15 protein-coding genes are annotated in these 19,140 nt (G+C 46.6%); 7 read left to right on the top strand and 8 right to left on the bottom strand.

Going from position 1 to position 19,140, the window contains the following annotated elements:
- The first annotated feature begins 155 nt into the window (after nucleotides 1-155).
- Genes ACYVK4_RS15035 through ACYVK4_RS15025 form a run of 3 tightly spaced genes read left to right on the top strand, consistent with a single transcriptional unit; the run spans nucleotide 156 to nucleotide 3,981 of the window.
- Nucleotides 156-1,619: an O-antigen ligase family protein gene (locus ACYVK4_RS15035; RefSeq protein WP_461128341.1), complete on the top strand. Its 1,464-nt coding sequence runs from the start codon at nucleotides 156-158 to the stop codon at nucleotides 1,617-1,619.
- On the top strand, nucleotides 1,603-2,754 hold the full coding sequence (locus ACYVK4_RS15030) for a glycosyltransferase family 4 protein (RefSeq protein ID WP_461128340.1): 1,152 nt from the start codon (nucleotides 1,603-1,605) through the stop codon (nucleotides 2,752-2,754). Before ACYVK4_RS15035 ends, ACYVK4_RS15030 begins: the two co-directional genes overlap by 17 nt.
- Before the next feature lie 48 nt (nucleotides 2,755-2,802).
- The gene (locus ACYVK4_RS15025) at nucleotides 2,803-3,981 is read left to right on the top strand and encodes a glycosyltransferase (protein ID WP_461128339.1); all 1,179 of its coding nucleotides are present in this window, start codon (nucleotides 2,803-2,805) and stop codon (nucleotides 3,979-3,981) included.
- Here ACYVK4_RS15025 and ACYVK4_RS15020 read toward each other — a convergent pair.
- From ACYVK4_RS15020 to ACYVK4_RS15010, 3 genes are read right to left on the bottom strand one after another with little or no spacing between them, the layout of a single operon-like run.
- Nucleotides 3,978-4,625 carry an acyltransferase gene (locus ACYVK4_RS15020; RefSeq protein ID WP_461128338.1) on the bottom strand — a complete coding sequence of 216 codons (648 nt, stop codon included), beginning with the start codon at nucleotides 4,623-4,625 and terminating at the stop codon, nucleotides 3,978-3,980. The genes ACYVK4_RS15025 and ACYVK4_RS15020 overlap by 4 nt on opposite strands.
- A complete protein-coding gene (locus ACYVK4_RS15015) occupies nucleotides 4,603-5,574 on the bottom strand; it encodes a hypothetical protein (protein WP_461128337.1) in 972 nt (323 codons plus the stop codon). Before ACYVK4_RS15015 ends, ACYVK4_RS15020 begins: the two co-directional genes overlap by 23 nt.
- Before the next feature lie 42 nt (nucleotides 5,575-5,616).
- Nucleotides 5,617-6,444: a 4'-phosphopantetheinyl transferase family protein gene (locus ACYVK4_RS15010; RefSeq protein ID WP_461128336.1), complete on the bottom strand. Its 828-nt coding sequence runs from the start codon at nucleotides 6,442-6,444 to the stop codon at nucleotides 5,617-5,619.
- Between the two features lie 202 nt (nucleotides 6,445-6,646).
- On the opposite strand from ACYVK4_RS15010, the gene ACYVK4_RS15005 reads away from it, so the two are divergent.
- The 3 genes from ACYVK4_RS15005 (at nucleotide 6,647) to ACYVK4_RS14995 (ending at nucleotide 11,390) form a co-directional block, all read left to right on the top strand.
- Nucleotides 6,647-7,498, top strand: a complete 852-nt coding sequence (locus tag ACYVK4_RS15005; protein ID WP_461128335.1) for a gliding motility-associated C-terminal domain-containing protein — start codon at nucleotides 6,647-6,649, stop codon at nucleotides 7,496-7,498.
- A gap of 72 nt (nucleotides 7,499-7,570) precedes the next feature.
- Nucleotides 7,571-9,901: a T9SS type A sorting domain-containing protein gene (locus ACYVK4_RS15000; protein WP_461128334.1), complete on the top strand. Its 2,331-nt coding sequence runs from the start codon at nucleotides 7,571-7,573 to the stop codon at nucleotides 9,899-9,901.
- Between the two features lie 49 nt (nucleotides 9,902-9,950).
- Entirely contained in the window at nucleotides 9,951-11,390 is a 1,440-nt protein-coding gene (locus ACYVK4_RS14995) for an MOP flippase family protein (RefSeq protein ID WP_461128333.1), read from the top strand.
- A 153-nt stretch (nucleotides 11,391-11,543) separates the two neighbouring features.
- Here ACYVK4_RS14995 and ACYVK4_RS14990 read toward each other — a convergent pair whose 3' ends face one another.
- The 4 genes from ACYVK4_RS14990 to ACYVK4_RS14975 form a co-directional block, all read right to left on the bottom strand.
- On the bottom strand, nucleotides 11,544-15,494 hold the full coding sequence (locus tag ACYVK4_RS14990) for a non-ribosomal peptide synthetase (protein WP_461129603.1): 3,951 nt from the start codon (nucleotides 15,492-15,494) through the stop codon (nucleotides 11,544-11,546).
- Nucleotides 15,469-15,837, bottom strand: coding sequence for a hypothetical protein (locus ACYVK4_RS14985; protein WP_461128332.1), 369 nt, complete (start codon nucleotides 15,835-15,837; stop codon nucleotides 15,469-15,471). Before ACYVK4_RS14985 ends, ACYVK4_RS14990 begins: the two co-directional genes overlap by 26 nt.
- A 9-nt stretch (nucleotides 15,838-15,846) precedes the next feature.
- Complete coding sequence (locus ACYVK4_RS14980) at nucleotides 15,847-16,581, bottom strand: TolC family protein (RefSeq protein ID WP_461128331.1); 735 nt, start codon at nucleotides 16,579-16,581, stop codon at nucleotides 15,847-15,849.
- A 285-nt stretch (nucleotides 16,582-16,866) separates the two neighbouring features.
- Nucleotides 16,867-18,063, bottom strand: coding sequence for a glycosyltransferase family 2 protein (locus ACYVK4_RS14975; protein WP_461128330.1), 1,197 nt, complete (start codon nucleotides 18,061-18,063; stop codon nucleotides 16,867-16,869).
- 105 nt (nucleotides 18,064-18,168) lie between these two features.
- Here ACYVK4_RS14975 and ACYVK4_RS14970 point away from each other — a divergent pair, with 105 nt between their 5' ends.
- Nucleotides 18,169-18,423 (top strand): hypothetical protein, encoded by a 255-nt coding sequence (locus ACYVK4_RS14970; protein ID WP_461128329.1) that lies wholly within the window; start codon nucleotides 18,169-18,171, stop codon nucleotides 18,421-18,423.
- Nucleotides 18,424-18,514: 91 nt separating this feature from the next.
- Here ACYVK4_RS14970 and frr read toward each other — a convergent pair whose 3' ends face one another.
- Nucleotides 18,515-19,075: a ribosome recycling factor gene (gene frr, locus ACYVK4_RS14965; RefSeq protein ID WP_461128328.1), complete on the bottom strand. Its 561-nt coding sequence runs from the start codon at nucleotides 19,073-19,075 to the stop codon at nucleotides 18,515-18,517.
- Nucleotides 19,076-19,140 lie beyond the last annotated feature (65 nt).

The raw sequence follows: 19,140 nt of genomic DNA, 5'->3' as shown, positions 1-19,140 counted from the left end.
TCACCTCATTATCAATTACTTATAAAAGAGAGTAAGTTTTTCTAAGCGCTTTTTTGAGCGTAGCTGATCATTCAGAATACAGCCTGAATCCGGGTTTTCAAGAACCTGGGTGCAAGTGGTAGCTATTGACCAAAAAAACAACATCACTACTGATCATGGATTTATTGAACCGCCCGCATTACATCGCTAACCCATGGCGCGAAAACCCTTTTTTCTTCGGCACGCTTGGCTTACTAATTGCCGTAGTAGCTGGTTGGCTTGTGGGCAATTGGGGGGCAATAGGTGGTGGTATGATGATTATAGCCCCCATTGGCCTATGCGTAGTGGTCAGCATTTTAATTGAACCAAAGATCGGTCTCTTATTTTATGTGACCCTAAGTTTTCTAATCGGATTTAACCGCTTTCTTCCGCCCGATTTGCCGCTGGGTACGGGTTTGGACGCCCTCCTTGTTTTAAGTCTGGTAGGTACATTCCTGAATGGGAAGCGAATGAACTGGAAACAACTAAAACAGCCCGTTTTCTGGCTGCTGGTGTGTTGGCTGGCGTATACTATTCTTGAATATTTCAATCCAGAAGCCCCTCACCCACCAGCCTGGTTTTATAATGTCCGCTCCTTTTCGTTGAGCTGGTTCTTAATGGCCATCGTAGTTTTAGTCAATCCAATTAGCCGAAATGATATTCGCCTGTACATTATTATGTGGCTGGGCTGGTCGCTTTTTGGTGCCCTTTGGGGTTTTAAGCAACAATATATTGGGTTGGAATCTGCTGAACTAGCCTGGCTTGCTGCGGGTGGTGAGCGAACGCATATTTTATGGGGGCAGCTTCGGAGCTTCTCCTTTTATACTGATGCGGGTCAGTTTGGTTCTGAAATGGCCGGCGTTACTTTACTTTGCCTCATATACTTCTTTAATGGTAATAACTTACGGCAACGGGCACTTTTCTTGGTGCTGGCCATCATCATTTTTTGGGGCTTTGCTGTTTCCGGAACGCGGGGTGCCTTATTTGTGATTCTTGCAGGCTATCCAACCTATCTCTTTTTAAGTCGTAACGTCTTCAATATAATCCGGGGTGTCATGGTTGCCGCACCCATTTTGGCTCTGCTATTATTTACCTCAATCGGCGATTCAAATTATCAGATTTATCGGATTCGCTCGGCTTTGCGTCCAACGGAAGATGCTTCTTTTCTTGTCCGTCTGGAAAACCAGCAGAAGTTGCGCACCTATTTACAGGACAAGCCTTTTGGCGCCGGAATAGGTACTTCTTCAGCAGCCGGTGCACGTTTTTCGCCAAACCATTTTGCTGCTCAGATACCTACCGACAGTTGGTACGTACAACTCTGGATTGAAACAGGCTTTGTGGGACTTGTCGTGTATTTATTAGTACTGGCGGGTATACTCCTCATTGGAATCAACAGGATCTGGCAGCTCAATGATCCTGCGCTGACTACCCTGATGATTGCCCTCCTGGCCGAGTTTGTCGGGATAGCCGTCGTCAGTTACACGAATCCAATCCTGGGTCAGTTTCCCACCAGCACGATCATCTTCATCAATACAATCTTATTTACCACCTGTAATCGTTGGGATACGCCAAAGCCCTTACACTATGCGAATCGGAATTGAAGCGCAGCGGCTCCTAAAGCCACATAAGCACGGTATGGATATCGTGGCAATGGAAACAATTCGGGCTTTGGCAACGTCGGAGCAGCATGAGTTTGTCGTTTTTGTAAAGCCCGACACCGATCGTGATGGCCTACCCGTTTCGCCTAATCTGGAATTTGTGGAACTGTCTGGCCGTCCATATCCCATTTGGGAACAGTATGTTTTGCCCCAGGCTGTCAAAAAATACGGTCTCGATATTCTCCATTGTACTGCCAATACCGCTCCCCTGCGCTGTGCTGCGCCTTTGGTCCTAACTCTTCATGACATTATTTTTCTGGAGAGCCAGCCCATGCTGCATGGTAGCTGGTACCAGCGCTTTGGCAATCAATACCGTCGATGGAACGTTCCGCAAATCGTTTCTAAGTGTGACAGAATCATAACCGTTTCTGACTTTGAGCGGCATAGAATTGTCGACCATTTCAAGCTGGACCCAGATCGGGTTACTACAATCTGGAATGCCGTAAGCAGCCAGTTCAGGATTATTGATGATAACAGTCAGATCGAATCAATACGGGCCGAATATAACTTACCCGAGGAGTTCATCTTTTTCCTGGGCAATACTGACGTTAAAAAAAATGTCAGGGGGGTGTTGAAGGCGCTGATGCTACTCAAAGTACAGGGTGAGCTAAGCCTTCCAGTTGTCATTTCCAACTTATCAGCAGCGGCTTTAGAGGTTATGCTTACGGAGATCAACGGTCAGCTAATTGCCGATGATATTATACTATGCGGGTATGTCCCTAACCTGATCTTACCATTGATTTATAATGCCGCTACCGTTTTTCTGTGTCCATCTCTACGCGAAAGTTTTGGGCTTCCTATTTTAGAAGCCATGGCCTGCGGTACCCCCGTCATCACCTCCAATACGTCCGCAATGCCTGAAGTGGCCGGCAATGCTGCATTGCTGGTCGACCCAACATCGGCGGAGGACATGGCTCTTCAGCTTAGTAACATGCTTCAAGACCCGATGCTAAGAGCAGAATTACGGGTAAAAGGATTAGAGCGGGCTGCACTTTTCTCCTGGCAATCGGCAACAGGTAAATTATTGGATGTGTATTCGGACGTCCTGCAACCTCAGCCATTACAGGTGGCTTTTTAATGAGTTGACTGCCAAATTAGCCTGAAATGGCTTGTTATGCCCACCGTTATGGAAAAATTTGATAGTATAATCTGCATCGGACAAACACACTGGAAGGGTGACTTTCAAAAGGCTGTCGTCCAGCTCATGTCCGAATTAGGGGTTCGTCACCGGGTCCTCTATGTCGATTATCAGAATACATTTAAGGATCTGGCTATGGGTCTTATTGGTCGGCTCGATGTGCCTGTGCAGGAGTTGATGCGGGTTAAAAATCCGCTCATCAGGAAGTCTTTGGAAAACGGCAGTTTTGTTTATGTTTGGACACCTCCCCCGGTGTTGCCCATCAACTGGCTGCCCGTTAAACCGCATGACTTTCTGATGCGGTATAATACAGGACGTATCGTTAGCGGCCTTCGGTCGGTCATGCGCGAGTTGGACATGAAGAAGCCGTTGGTCGTGAATGCGTTTAATCCGGTGCTGGGTCTTTCGATGTTGCACAAACTCAACGAATTTGCCACCATATATTATTGCTTTGATGAGATAACCGCAGCCACCTGGATCAGCCGACATGGCCAGCGGTACGAAGCGGCCTATCTCAACAAAGTAACCGCCACTGTTACTACGTCTGAGGCCCTTCGCATGGCAAAATCAATTGCGCAGCCCAATACGTATTGCGTTAAAAATGGGGTCAATTTCGAACTATTCAACCAGGCACGTCAATTGGCGGACACTACCTCACCCACCCGGCCTATCGTTGGCTATTTAGGTACTGCCGATAACCGGATTGATCTGGACCTGGTGGAATATTGCGTTCAAAAACTGCCCGATGTGTTGTTTCAGTTCATAGGGGAGGTGAAAGAGCCCGCCATCACGCATCGTCTGAGTTCCTACCCGAATGTCGAGTTTATCCCTCCGCATCAACCCGCCGACTTACCCGCCTTTCTGGCCAAAATGAATGTAGCAATGATACCGTTTGTATGCAATCCGCATACCTACACCATTTATCCATTGAAAATTAACGAATACCTCGCAGCCGGACTGCCGGTCGTATCAACCCCCTTTTCTATTCTCGATGAGTTCAAAAAGGTAGTTGACATGGCAGCTACTCCTGCTGATTTTTCCAAAGCCCTTCGGCATTCCCTAACCGATGTTGCTCCCGAACGGATTAACCTGCGTGTGACTATGGCTCAGTCGAACTCATGGAAAAAACGTGCCGAAGAATTCGAGTCGGTTATTGAGCGGCTCTAACCCTTTGGAAGGGATTCAGAATGCTTCGAGTCGGCTTTTACCCAGCGCTTCGTTGACTCGTCATAATATTTGAGCATACGGGCCGGATTTCCACCAACAACCGTATAGGGCTGAACATCGCGGGTAACTACACTGCCACCAGCCACAACCGAATGACGACCAATTGTTACTCCGGCCGTAATAGTCACATTCGCCCCAATCCAGCAGGCGTCGCCAACGGTTATTGGCCGCACGGTTACAGGCTGATCCCGAATGGGTAACTGAATATCTTCGTATGAATGATTGAGGCCCGACAGGACAACGTGCTGAGCCAGAATAACCTGGGTTCCAATGGTAACCGGCCCAATCACCACGCTGCCAATACCAATCAGTGTATCGTTGCCGATCTGAACCTGACCAACTCCGTTATTAATGACACTAAAATCGTCGATGATACTTCGTTCGCCTATTATAAACCCATTGAAGGGTAAGACATCCAGCCGTACACTGGACCTGACAATTGAGGTTCGGTGCCGTTTATGAACAAAGGGATTGACGAGCCAGCTTACCCAAAGACGCGGTCTGGCTTCATGACGGGGAATCAATAGCCAGTGAATAAATTTCTTAAGGGCGGGATGGCGGTCAAGCTGGCTCTTTATCGACATAGTATGTATTCAGGTAATGAAACACCTCGGCTATATGTCTGGCGTGATAGATCCTGGCTCCAGACAAAGCCGGAAAAATCGTATTATATTCATCAAAATGATGTTCCATGCCTCCACCCGGATGCGATAAAATTATGTTTGTCCCGCCAAAATAGCTGGCTAACGCAGCCGTCCCCCCATGCATGGAAATAAACCGTTCAGCGTTGGCGTACACAAGCAGTTGAAGGTGGTTAAAATTATCAACCGAATCACGGTGCTCCTCAAACAGATCATTCATAAGAATAACCTCAGGGTGGTTTTCCCGAATCCAGTCGTGTTCATTCAAGTCCATAATCTCACTGTTGTCCAAGACAATTTGTGAAGACAAGGGCCGATTATACACGATCTGGTACTGACGTTTGCAGACCGTAAGTATTTTATCAAGGGCGGGTATATCCAGGAAATTAACGGGTGGTTTGTCCCATTCAATATTGTATTTGTTGGCGATGACAAGTATGGGTTTATCAAAAACGAACCGGTCATTTTGATAGTGCTTTTTTAAGGGTACCTGTACCCATTTTTTAAAACTATAGGATGGGCTATGGGTCATGTTCGGCACATCATAATAGCCATAGCCAGCCTGCCATTCCCGTTTGTCATACTTCTCCGTATGATTATCACTAAAAAAATAGAAGGGCTTTGTGTTCGTACTCGAAACGGTCTGCTTAAGCGTACCATTGAGGTAATGCCAATACGCAAAGGGCAAAACATAGCGTAATTCCTGATCGAACTCACCATGATAATCAATGACCTTGTACTTCTTTTTGGCGACGTAGTCTTGGTTAATAAATCGAATTTGATTTAATCGGGCAAAATAATTATCCCGAATAAAGTAGCGAAGATCCCGCCGGAGACCGGTGTATCGCATTGCCACCACCACATACAGAAACTTCAGCATCACTTGCTGCATACGCGCCAACTGAGTTAAGTAACTCGTTTTAAAAGATGTGAATCAAATTCTCCATTTTGACTCAGTCTCATCAAATAAGACACTGTTTAGCGTATAAAATTTTGGGTTAACGAGCGTTAACGAATATGCAACGGCTGCGGCATAATCAGATGAAATGGAAAAGCTGTTCACTTCCCAATTTTCAGCTTTTCCAAGCAGGTTGTCGGGTACTTCATACTGTCCGGCAAGGGAGGGTATTTGAACAAAATCTTCATCAATACCCTTTCCGGATGCCTTTATAAGTGCTTCTTTACGCGTCCATAACTGGTAAAAACGGTTGCCGGGCTTTGTGCCGGCTTCGATAAACTGTTGTTCGGACTGACTAAAACTGGTGGAGAAAAGGTCATAAAAAGGAAAATCAGGCTTTAGGTGTTCGATATCAATTCCGACATCTCCCTGGGCAATAGCAAGGACTATCCAATTGCCCGAATGGGATAGATTACAACCCCACCCGCCGTCGTTGACTACAATTGGCTTTTTATTCAGTCCAGTTTCGATCCTGATTTGATCGGGACGCTGCCCTATATACGCCCCGGATAAAATTCGCAGGATGGCTCGTCCATATACATAACGCTGGCGGTCCTCCAGCCTAAAATAACGCTGTGACCGCAGAATCTCGTCCGGCTGTAAGAGCGAGCTTAAGTAGGAAAAACCATGTTCGTTCCTGTCCCATTGAAATCGAAATACAGCCAGGCGATCCGTATAGGTACAGTCCTGCCAGTTTAACCAGGGCACCTTGTCAAAAACTCCACAGGAAATGTGACTTCCCACCATACAAGCAACATTATTGACTATCGTATGCCTTCCACTAACCAATTGATCACTAAGCAATTCTCTAGAAAATCACGGTGACCGGGTTGTTGAATATAGGTCTAAATATACAATCATGGTGTCCAGATCACGTCACGCAAAAAGGAATTACCCGCTGCGGGTTAAGCAAATATTTACTTTAAGCTGTCTTATCACGCTGTCAATTACTTTTTGCAAGCCGATACACGCTCAGGTATGTTCAAATCCGTCGGGACCTCTAGTTGTGGATCAAACGTTTGGTACGGCCAGTCAGCCCGCATCATTTGCCGGGTTTACACCTTATCAGTATGTACCCCCTACCTGCCCGGCAGACGGACAATTTACGGTAACCGAAACAATTGACGGAAGTTGCTTCAATTATACCTGGTTTGCGGTCGCTGAAGATCACACTTCCGGCGATGTGAACGGCAATATGATGATTGTCAATGGAGCCAATACTGCAGGTACTTTTTACCAGCAAACGGTTTCAGGACTTTGTGGGGGCACTACCTATGAAATTTCCCTTTGGGCCATTAACCTGCTTAAACCCGGTATATGCCCCACTCCACTAATACCGAATTTAACCATAACGATTGAAACAAAAAGTGGGCATACGTTAAGTTCAACACCCCTTGGCGCAATCGAGCTCGCAGATAAACCACTCTGGCGACGGTATGAGGCCCTGTTTGTTGCCCCTAGGACGACCGAAGCACTTGTTATCAAACTGGTTAATACCAAGGGGGATTACGGCTGTGGCAACGACATGGTTATCGACGACATACAATTGCGACAATGTGATGCCTGTGCGGCAGATCAGGTTTATGTTCCGGACGCCTTTACGCCAAATAACGATGGTCAAAACGATGTACTAGCCGTCTTTTTACCCAAAGTAACCACCTATACCCTGAACGTGTATAACCGCTGGGGGGATATAATCTTCAGTAGTACCGATATAAACAATAAATGGGATGGCACCTACGGGGGCAATCCATGTGCCACGGGCGACTATACATGGGTGATCACCTACCGATCCGTACAAGCCGCCAATGAACTGGTTGAATATTCGCAGTCGGGCCATGTACTGCTTTTACGCTGACTTGATTTCGTTTTGACTTCCCTTTACAATACTAGTCCTGTTTTTGTTTTTTGAATTTGACCTTTCTTTCTGATGCTCAAAGCACTGCTTATCTTCAGCCTATTCTCTGTAACCCTGTTAGGCATTGACCAGACTGAATGCTTTAAACTGCGTTGGTCTGTATCAGAGGATTTTCGTACGAAAGCAGACAGTAAACTAGTTCTGGACCCAAAACGGTGGTATCAGGTCAATAACACCACGAGCGGGCTTGACGCCCTGTTTGATGGAGTCACGGACGAAAGCGTTAATACCGGATGGGGAAAAATACTGACCAATTTTGATGCTTATTATCCGTTGCTGGAAGGTGAAAAAATTACGATCAGCGGCATTCGGATGTACGATGGTGCTGGTACCAATATCGATCAACCGCTGACCTTATCCGTTATTACTGATACCTGGGAGCGTATTCCTATAGCCACGTTTTTGGGAAACCGTTACCAGATCTGGGTAGGGCCAAATCCTGAACAACCAACGGAGTTTTCCTTAAAAAATCCTGTCATGAATGCCCGATATCTGGTCCTCAATTCATCCGGAATGTATCCGACTGAACTCGAGCTTTATGGCACTTACGAGCGTGGCCGTGAACCCGATTTGACCCCGAAATCAACGTACCCATTTCGGCATACACTGGGTATTAATGGATTCGAATGGGATGCTGAAGACCCAACCACTGGAGCGGCACTGCGCGAAGTGGAAGACACGCGAATCAATGCCCTGAAGAGCTTTTCGTCCATGCGGCATTATATAGACTGGGACAAACTGGAAGCGCAGAAAGGGAGTTATACCTTCAATCCAACGTTTAGCGGTAGCTGGACATACGACGGAATGTACGAACGCCTTCAGGCAGAAGGTGTTGAGATGCTGGCCTGCCTGCAAACCCTGCCCAAATGGATGGAGAATACCTATCCCGAGGAGGGTCGTGACTACAGCAACGCCCCGGCTCGGTATGGCAGTGATCGGTCATTACCGGGGTCTTACCTGGAGCATGCCAAAGTAGCTTTTCAGTATGTAGCTCGATATGGTTCTAATAAATCCGTTAACCCCGCTCTCGTTAGCGTCAGTCCGGAAGTTACCTGGGCCGGTGTAAATTCCGTTAAAATTGGCCTGGGACTGATTCGATACATCGAGTGTAACAACGAACCGGATAAAACATGGAAAGGGCGAAATGGCTACCAGTCTGCCCGCGAATACGCTGCGAATCTTTCGGCATTTTACGATGGGCATAAAAATACCCTGGGCCCCGGTGTTGGTGTAAAAAACGCAGACCCATCCATCACGGTAGTTATGGGAGGTATGTCGACGCCCACTACCGATTACATCCGGGCAATGATCGATTGGTGCAAGGAATTCAGGGGGTATCGTCCGGATGGCTCGGTAAATTTATGCTGGGATGTTATCAATCAGCATTTATATGCGAATGATGCCCAATCGTCCCAAAATGGAGGATCCACCCGGGGGGCTGCCCCCGAACTCGCTGGGGTTGGCGAGCAGGCGGCTGAGTTTGTGAAACTATCCCGCCAGTATTGCCAGGGGATGCCCGTCTGGATTACCGAAGCCGGCTATGATATAAATCAGGGAAGTCCATTCCGCGCCATCCCCATCGGGCGCAAGTCCGTGCTGGAAACACAGGCCGACTGGATACTTCGAACCTCTCTGCTCTACAGTCGGGTTGGCGTCGACCGGGTTTTTTACTTTCAGGCCTATGATTTTGATATAGAGAACCCTACACAGTTTGCCTCCATGGGGTTACTGAACGAAATAGGGAAAACTCGCAAGCCAGCAGCTGATTACCTGATGCAGGCCAAAAAACTTTTAGGAGATTATCGGTATAAGGAGACGATCAGTAAAGACCCGCTGGTAGACCGATACGAACTGGACGGTCTTTCGGCTTATGTGCTTGTCATACCGGATGAGCGCGGACGGACAGGCACATTCAGCCTGCCAGTTGCTCCGGGCGATACTGTTCAGATCTGCACGCCAGCCATTGGTTGGGACGACATGACGGGGGTACGGCAAACCAGTCGAACCGGCTCAATTCAAATCGCCGTGAGTGAAACCCCTGTTTTTATTATGCCCATTCGGGAGGCCAATGAACAAGCTAAAAATAGCCTCGCCAGCTTACAGGTATACCCAAATCCAACAGCAGACTACGTAAAAATAGCCCTCGAAAACGGCGGTCTTGGTAACGTTGCTGTGACTATTTATGACCTGTCAGGTCGAAAGATAAACCAGACAAGCTTCATCAAATCAGACCGCATTTTTAACGGGCAAGTGGATCTGAGCAGTCTTACACCGGGCACTTATTTACTGGACGTGGTGCACGGAAAGGTCAGGCGTTCAATAAAAATCATTAGAACTCAGTGAATTTTTAACGAGCCCATTAAGCGAATACACGAGTCAATGGAGTACCCTAATGAGTAATAGAGCGAAGGCAATGAACGGCGGAAAATGGATCACGGTTTCCACCGCCATTTCTACTCTTTTTCAGTTCCTGCAAGTTGCTGTTTTAGCCCGATTGTTAGACCCTTCGGATTTTGGGATTGTCAGCGTCAGCAACCTGATCATCAGTTTTTTTCAAATAATTTCTAATCTTGGCTTCTCAAATTCCATAATCTATAAGCAGGAAAGCGATCGAAATGTCCTGTCAACGCTGTATTACCTGAACGTATGTATTGGCTTTATCACATTTGCAGTCATTCATGCTTTTTCTCCATTCATTATTTCGTTTTACGACGAACCTAAGCTCCAGCAGGTACTAAACCTCTCTTCATTCTATTTTATCATTGCTTATCTGGGGCAGCTTTATCTGTTTTTGCTGGAAAAAGAACTTCGGTTTAAATCCGTGGCCTTAATCGACATTGCTGGGACAATTGCCGGTACCGTGGTAACGGTTTCGCTGGCATACAGTGGTTATCGTGAGCTTTCACTAATCATTGGCTCCCTGGTGATGCAGGTGGTAAAATCGGCTTTGCAAATCTTGTTTGGCCGATCACTTTTAAAACTTGCCTGGTCGTTCAATTTGACCAGCGTTAAGGAGCACCTCCAATTTGGCCTTTATAACATGGGCGATGGGCTTCTGGGCTTTGTCCAGTTTAACTCCGACAATATCTTTATTGGGGGCATGCTGGGCGTCAAGATGCTGGGGTACTACACCATCGCTTACCAGCTGGCGATCTTTCCAATTACGAAACTAAACCCTATAATACTTCAGGTCGCTTACCCTATTCTGGCCAAAATGAAAGATAATACGGCCGAATTGAAAAAGTCTTACCTAAAGATACTTGACTTTATAAGCTATTGCAATCTACCCTTGCTAGCAGGGTTGTTCATTACGGCTGATAGCGTCGTCCCCCTGATCTACGGGCCGGGATGGGAAAAGACAATTGACCTGATTCACATTTTTGTCTTCGTTGGGATTTTTACCTGCCTAAGCCATCCGTTATATACGCTGGTATTTACCAAAGGCAAGCCAAGTTTATTATTTTACCTCAACCTGGGTACCTTGCTCTTAAAACTACCTTTGGTTTACGTGTTTGGCAATCTTTGGGGCGTAACGGGCGTTGCTCTGGCTTTTTTGCTGTCCACATTCCTGAATATGATCGCCAACTTTATAATTGCCCATTCGCTGATTGGGGATTTTGTTGGGGATTTTGGACGGGACATTATTAAGCCTATTGTATTCTGCCTTATTATGATGGGTGTTATTTACGCTTACAAACTGCTCGTTGGCAATACAGGTTTAATCAATACGCTGGTAGAAGTGGCACTTGGAGGTGGCACGTATGCCTTGCTGACCCTGTCCTATAAACTTTCATTCGCCGAGCTTAAAGCGTACCGGCAGGCAATTCTGTAAGGAAAGTAATTAAAAAAGTCGATCCTATAAATACTTAAGCCCTCATCATCAGGCAGATGAATAATTTCTTAACCGGCCGTTACGAAACCGTCCCCTGATAATCGGATGACTGATTATCAGGGGACGGTTTCGTTATATCAACAAGAGAAATCGTTAGCAATTATCCAGTGCTCGCTGTAATGCTTCGGCAAAGATCTTGTCGTTAGGCGGTAACAGCATTTTTTCGTGGTCGCCGGGTACGTCGTGTACCCGAACTCCTTTCAAGGCGTACTTTTTCCACCCAAGGTATTTGCTGTCATCGACAAAGTAAATACGAAACTGCGCTTTGAACAGATCGACTATACCATCATATGGCTTCATGGTATAGGCATGAAAGGCAATTTCGTGTTTCTGCATGATTCGACCCATATGATCGAGTGGATTATCCTCGACAACAGGCTCCGACAAGCCTTTCCGCTTAAAGACGGTATTTAACTGACGCTTAAGGTAGCGTTGCTGATGCTGCAACGTTTCTGCGGGGTGTTGAATCAACGAACGGGTAAACCACATCAGTTTAGGAAACTGACGTACTATTTTACGCCCAAATCGGGTAAGCTGGGTTTGGTTTACATGCGTATCCGATTCCTGGGCATTGGTGTCGAACATGGCCAACATTTTCACTTCTTTACCCATCTCTTTAAGTTGCCGGGCCATTTCGAGTGCCACATAGCCCCCAAACGAATAACCGGCAATTGCATAAGGCCCATTTGGATTTTGGTTGATTACCTCAGTCAGGTAATGTGCCGCAATGGCCTCCATGTTATCCAGTGGCTCATCTTTCCCATCCAGTCCAAGCGCCTGCAATCCATAAATGGGTTGTTCAGGGTCCATATAGGCTATCAGGCTACTAAAATTCAGCAGATTGAGCCCAATGCCGTGAATAATATAGATGGGCACTTTTTTTCCCTGTGGCTTGATCGGAACCAGCGATTTCCATGTAACTGACTTTTCATCGACCAGCAGATACCGCGCTAATTTTCGAACCGTGGGATAGATGAGTAGGGTCGATAAAGGCAAACGCCGACCAATTTCCTTTTCAAGGCGGGTCATCATCTGAACGGCAATCATGGAGTGCCCCCCCAGTTCAAAGAAATCATGGTCTACACTTATTGACTCCATACCCAGGACATTTTGCCAAATTCCACAGATAAGGTTCTCTAAATCGGTACCAGGTTTCTGATTACCTTTTTTTGGGGATAAGCAGGCTTCTGGTTTAGGGAGGGCTTTCCGATCAATTTTTCCATTGGGTGTGATCGGTAGTTGTTCCAGATTTATAAAATCCGAAGGGACCATATAATCGGGCAATACCGTGCGAAGTTTGGTTCGCCATACCGGCACCTGCTCAATAAATGCACCATTATACAAGGGTGGATTCGTAACGAGGTAAGCGACAAGACGCTGATCGCCGGGCCGATCTTCTCTTGCCACAACCACAACATCTTTCACTCCCCCATTGGTAACCAGAGCATGCTCGATTTCACCCAGCTCAATTCGATATCCTCTGACTTTTACCTGGTTATCAATGCGCCCCAGGCAATGAATTTCACCGTCCGGCATAAATTTACCCAAGTCGCCGGTCCGATACATCAATCGATTGGGCTCTGTAGAAAAACGATCGTTTACGAACTTTTCCCGGGTTAATTCCGGCCGATTCAGATACCCACGGGCGACTCCATCCCCGGCAATATAAATTTCGCCGACAATACCCTCCGGAACTGGATTCAAGTGCTCATCGAGAATATACACCTGGGTATTATGGATCGGTCTGCCAATTGTAATGAGTTCATCTGAAGCCAGAATCTGCTTGCCGGTAGAATAGATCGTTGTTTCCGTTGGACCATACATGTTCCATAGCGAGCCACAACGCGGAATGAGTTTTTGGGCCAGATCCTTTGACAATGGCTCGCCACAGCAGAGTATTTTCAGGTCAAAGCGTTGCTCCCAGTCAGCAGCCAGCATCAGTTTGTATGTCGCTGGTGTAGCCTGGATCATCGTTATATTCTGTTCCTGTATGACCTCCAGTAAGGCTCGTCCATCTTTCGTCGTTTCGGTATCGGCCAGCACAAGGGTTGCTCCCACCAAAAGGGGAAGAAACAGCTCAAGACCGGCAATATCGAAGGAAATAGTTGTAACGGCCAGCAACGAATCTGCCTTTGTTATCCCGGGCATGGTGATCATACTCACCAGCAGATTAACCAAATTATGATGTTCAATCAAAACGCCCTTTGGCTGTCCCGTTGATCCGGACGTATATAGTATATAGGCTAGATCATCGCCCGTAACAACCGTTTGCAGGGCTGTTTTGGGAAACATATCAAGCTGAGCCAGTACGTTTTCGATCAATAATACGGACGTTTCATTGCGAACCCGGCCCGACGTGTAATGAGTTGTAAGACCACCGCCCTGATATTTTTTCGACGTAATCAGCATATTAGCCGATGAATCGGCCAGCATAAATGCAATACGGTCATGTGGATAGGTCGGGTCAATGGGAACGTAAGCAGCACCAGCCTTCAAAATAGCCAGGAGCACCATCACCATTTCGGGGTTCCGGTCGAGCACAACCCCCACAACATGGCCCGGACCGATGCCATTCCGCTGAATTGCATGCGCTATTTGTGTCGAAACGGCATCCAGTTCCCGGTAGTTTATCGAACGTCCGTTAAAAACCAGTGCTGTTTTATCAGCAAATAGAACTGCCGTTTGCGATAGCAACTCTGTTAATGGCGCATCTTTTGGATAGGGAGCCTGTGTTGCATTCCACTGATTCAGCTTCTGATGATGCTGGGTGAAATCAGAAAGTGGAATTTGCCCTAACGGAATGGCAGGATTAGCTACTACTTCCCTGAGAAGGGAGCTAAATTCAACCATCATCCGGTCAATACTTGACTTCTTCAGGAGTTTGGTATTGTGCGACCATTCAAACGTCAAAGAGCCCTCGTGGGCGGAGCCTGTAATATTCAGGAACAGCTCGACAGTTCCGAATTTTTTGGGGTTACTTATTAGCCGAAAATCAAGCCCTTCAAAAGAAATACCATCCCCAAGGCCCATGTCTACATTAAAAAGTACGGGTACCATGGGTACCCGGGCCGGGTCGCGCGCAACGGGCAGTTTTTTGAGCAAGCTGCTGAAAGTGAGTTCCTGATGATCGAACGCATCAAGAATTTCCTCTTTTCGCTGTAGTAAATACTGAAGAAAACTTTTTTGAGCCTGCGGAAAGCTGCGCAAAGGCAACAGATTTACGCAATGGCCCACCACACCAAACTGGCCTGACACTGACTGACCAGCAGTGGGCAGCCCAAGAACGAGATCCTCCTGACCGGTTAACCGATGAAGAAACACTTCAAAAGCGGCTATCAGTAATGTCACGAAACTGCACCCGTTTTGTTGACTCATCTGCTTTACAGCCAAAACCAGCGACTCATTCAATTGGATATCCCGTCGATTAATGGCATAGGTGCGCAGGACTGGACGGGGGAAATCCGTGGGCAGGTCGAGTATCGGTATGCTTCCTCGGTATTGGTTAACCCAAAACGTTTCAATGGATTGGTAGTCTGCACCCGATAAAAACGCTGACCGCTGCACGGCATACTGGCTGAATAACGGTGCATCAGGCAGTACAGGTAAGCTGTTCGTTGAATAGGCTGAATAAAGCACGCCCAGTTCCTGCAACAGGATGCCCAGCGACCAACCATCACAAATGATGTGATGAGCCGTTAGGGTTAAATGATGCGCCGTATCCGACAGCCGTATCAGACAGGCTTTGATCAAAGGACCATTGAGAAGGTCAAATACATGAAGTGCATCCTGTAATACACACTCCTGAATGGCTTTTTGGCCATCTTCGCTACGACGGTCGGAGCAATCAAGAAACGTGATCCTGGACGAAAACTCGGACAGAATGCACATCTGTCTTCCATCGGCGCTAAAGGCTGCATGCAGCGACTCATGCCGACCTATCAAATCCTGCCACGCTCGCTCCAGCGCTGACCGATTTAAGAACCCGGTGAACGAAAGCGAAACAGATTCATTAAAGCCCCTATTCGCGTCGTCTCCACCAAAGATGCAATTTCTGGAAACCCGAATTGCCCAGAAAGAGTGAATCCGGCTGGCGCAGACGCATATGGTTACTCAGCAGGCTAATACCGATCTGTAGTAAGGTCTCCCTTGAATTCAGCGTGGTCAGGATATTATCGAAAGCACTGGCCGACCGATCGGTAAATGAATTCTGCTTATCTGAGAGTAAAGAATAGCGAGACACCAGGCCCGTATACAACGTTGCCTGTGATTTATACACCTTGATTTCATTCCGGGTAATGTAAAACGCCACCCCGGCAGTAACCGCAGGTATTAGTAAAAACCACAGAATATGCTGTTTTAGTAAGCGTAAAAAGGCATCGACTGACATACAATTCTATTAATTACGTTTCAACCGTTGAACAGGCATACCGACCAACGCTTCGAAATAGTGTACATTCTTCAGAAAACTCCCTTTTACCTGCTCAGACGCATTTTTCGCCTGAACATAGTGACTGGTTATCGTCGCCATGGTTTCAGCCGTTATGCGTCCTTTCTGAATCTCGACTTCTGCCACTCTGAGTGACGTAAGGGAAGCCTGTTCATCAATCAGATTAACTTTCAGCAACTGCTGGGTAGTAATCATATCCTGATAAATACCAATCAGATCCCGCTTGAGTTGCAGTTCAACGACCTCCCGCTGAACTACGGATGCCCGGTAATTCGAATACGCCTGTCGAACCTGATGTTTGCGCCCGAACAGTTCATAGATGGGGAGTCGGACATCTACGCCAACCCGGTATCCATTGGCGATCTGACCGAGGGCATCCCGGCCGGTTATGGTTGTCGTTCCGGATGATATAATGGATTGGTTGCCACTTGAATAATTAGCGAATCCGCCTATGTTCTGCAAGATCTGAAGCTTTGATACTTCGTACGAAGAACTTAGGGAATTGGACACCTCATTTTGATAACGAATGAGTGGCGAGTGGGCAACGGCCACTTTCATAATATCTTCAAAAGGCAACAGCTGTACGGCAATGTCCTGATTGATATCAAGGTACAACGTATCATCGGCTAAACCAGCTGATGTCCCAAAGGAAACCAAGCCACGTGCCCCTTTACTTTGGGCCAAACTCTGCGAGAAAAAAAATAAGCCAACGACTATAAAAAAACATGACTGAATTGATACGGCGAAATTTTGGCTGCGGATTACCTTATACATATTGATAGTGCCCTTTATCTATATCCCTCTCAACTGCGTTTTTTAAACCAAAATTAAGTAACGAAAAATCCTAAATAGACTACTACAGACTTATCTAACTAACTGTATTGCGTAGCTTAATTACATTACCAATTGAACAGTTAGATTTACTAGATTAAGACTGTTTTATTTCCACTTTGTCACAAATGAAAACATTTAAGAAACACCCTGGCGACTTGTGCTTGTATGCGGTGTATGCATAAATCGTTTAAACGCTTTTCGCATATTCAGCACTGCCCGAAGAAAGCTTACAAGCAATAAGGGAATCAGGAGTAATTCCCGAATGGTAATGCGCTTCCATAAGTAGCCCGGAACCGAAATAATAAGGCTAAAGCTTAGTACCCCTAACAGCACAAGAGGTGTTTGCCATAGGAATGCATTGCCTGAAAGCGTGCCTAAGAACACAGAAAGAAACAAAAGGCCGAGCAGGAGAATTTTTGGCAGGAAAACGGCTTGTAAAACTTTGAATCCACTAGCCCATTGACCCTTCAGTAACTCCAAAATGCCTTTCCAAAAGTAGAGTTTAACGAATTGCCATTGGGCAGCTACCCAACGGGTACGCTGGTTTTCGAACACAGCCCGATTGGCCACTTTTTCGTCGTAGATGTACGCATTTTCAAGGTAGGCAATTTTATATCCACTCAGCACTACATTGGTTTCCAACTCTTTATCATATCCGCCGATTGTATTCTGAGTAGACATAGCCGCTTGCATCAAGGCTGGTTCGAACGCCATACCCGACCCGATTGTTGCAGAAGACAACCCTAAAACCCGGCTGCCTTTCCTGAAGATATGGTTGTTTATTTCTTCACTGATGGCATCCATAACTGCCATACTGGTATTTACATTTTTAGCCACCCGGTGCCCCTGTACGGCCCGCCAGCCCTGGTCGAAAGCCAGATTGATTCGAGCCAGAAAATCCGGTGCCATATGGTTATCCGCATCCGACACGACCAAAATGTCGTAGTCTTTTAGGGACAATCGCGACATAGCAGCGTTTAATGCTTTAGCTACGGTCGACACCTCAAATGAAACCTGAAGGACCCGAACGGGCATGGAAGCCAGAGTAGCCAGGGTTTGGGGCAGAAAGGAATCCGCAATAACAATGAGCTCGAACCGGTCTGCGGGATAAGTTTGCTTTAAATTTTCGGTAACCGAGTCAATTATAACAGCATCTTCTTTATACGCCGGAATCAAAACGCCAATTTTCCTTAAAACGAATGGCTTTGCAGAAGTTTCGTTATCATCGGCGTGGCCCAATCGACCGGCTATGGAAAAGATAAGCCAGTAAAGAACATTGAGGGTAAGAATTCCTGATAAGATCAGGAACATGTAATAAAAGATGATCATCATTAACCCTTACTGATATGGTGGTATTCAGGTATTTTTGACCGGCATATTAAGTATGGGTCACAAAAACGACGCAACCCTTACCAGCGATCTTTCGTATTGGAGGACATGCGCTATATCGTTGTATTCGCTCAGCAGGAGATTGGTTATGCGGTAGGATTCGATCACTCTGCTGATGCAGTCGATTTTTTATTTTGGGGTTACGAAGAACACGATTTGCTACCCTACGGCATTTTTGATGTCCTGACCGGCGAAGTGTATCCCTACGAACACAGGGGCCATGTTGTCGTGTCTGTCGATGAAGAAACGATTAGCCGTACAGCGAAAGATTATATTAGTGCAGCAATCCGGCAAACGAGATGAAGGGCCTTGGGATCCAGCCTTTGCCTTAAAGCAGAAAAGCCGCTTACTCTCGAGAGTAAGCGGCTTTTCTGCTTTAAGGCAAAGGACAATATTATACCACCATGATATCCTTTTCTTTGGCAACAAATACGTCGTCAATCCGGGCGATGAAGGCATCGGTAAGCTTCTGAACTCGCTCCTCTCCTACTTTCACGGCATCTTCCGAAACACCGTCTTTCACCAGTTTGCGAATATCGTCGTTGGTGTCTTTGCGGATGTTACGAACATTGATTTTTGCCGTCTCCACTTCCTGCTTTACTTTCTTCACCAAATCACGACGACGTTCTTCGGTCAGGGGTGGAATACTCAGGCGAATCTGTTCTCCGTCGTTATTTGGGTTAAGACCAAGGTTCGAGTTACGAATCGCCTTTTCTACCTCGCCGATGAGTTTCTTCTCGAAGGGCTTGATAACGATGGTCCTTGCGTCGGGCGTGTTGACAGAGGCCACCGTGTGTAAGGGCGATAGCACTCCATAATACTCTACTTGAATCCCGTCGAGCATACCCGCGTTAGCTTTTCCAGCGCGGATCTTGGTCAATTCAATGGCCAGGTGCTTGAGCGCCTTCTCCATTGTATCTTTTGCATCGTCGAGAAATAACTCAATTTCTTCCATTTCTTAATAATTGAATGAGTGAATGAATAGCGATTGGGCGGGTAAGCAAATTGTTCCTTAACCCA

The organism is Spirosoma aerophilum, from assembly GCF_054782495.1.
This window is presented reverse-complemented; position numbering and strand designations above follow the sequence as displayed.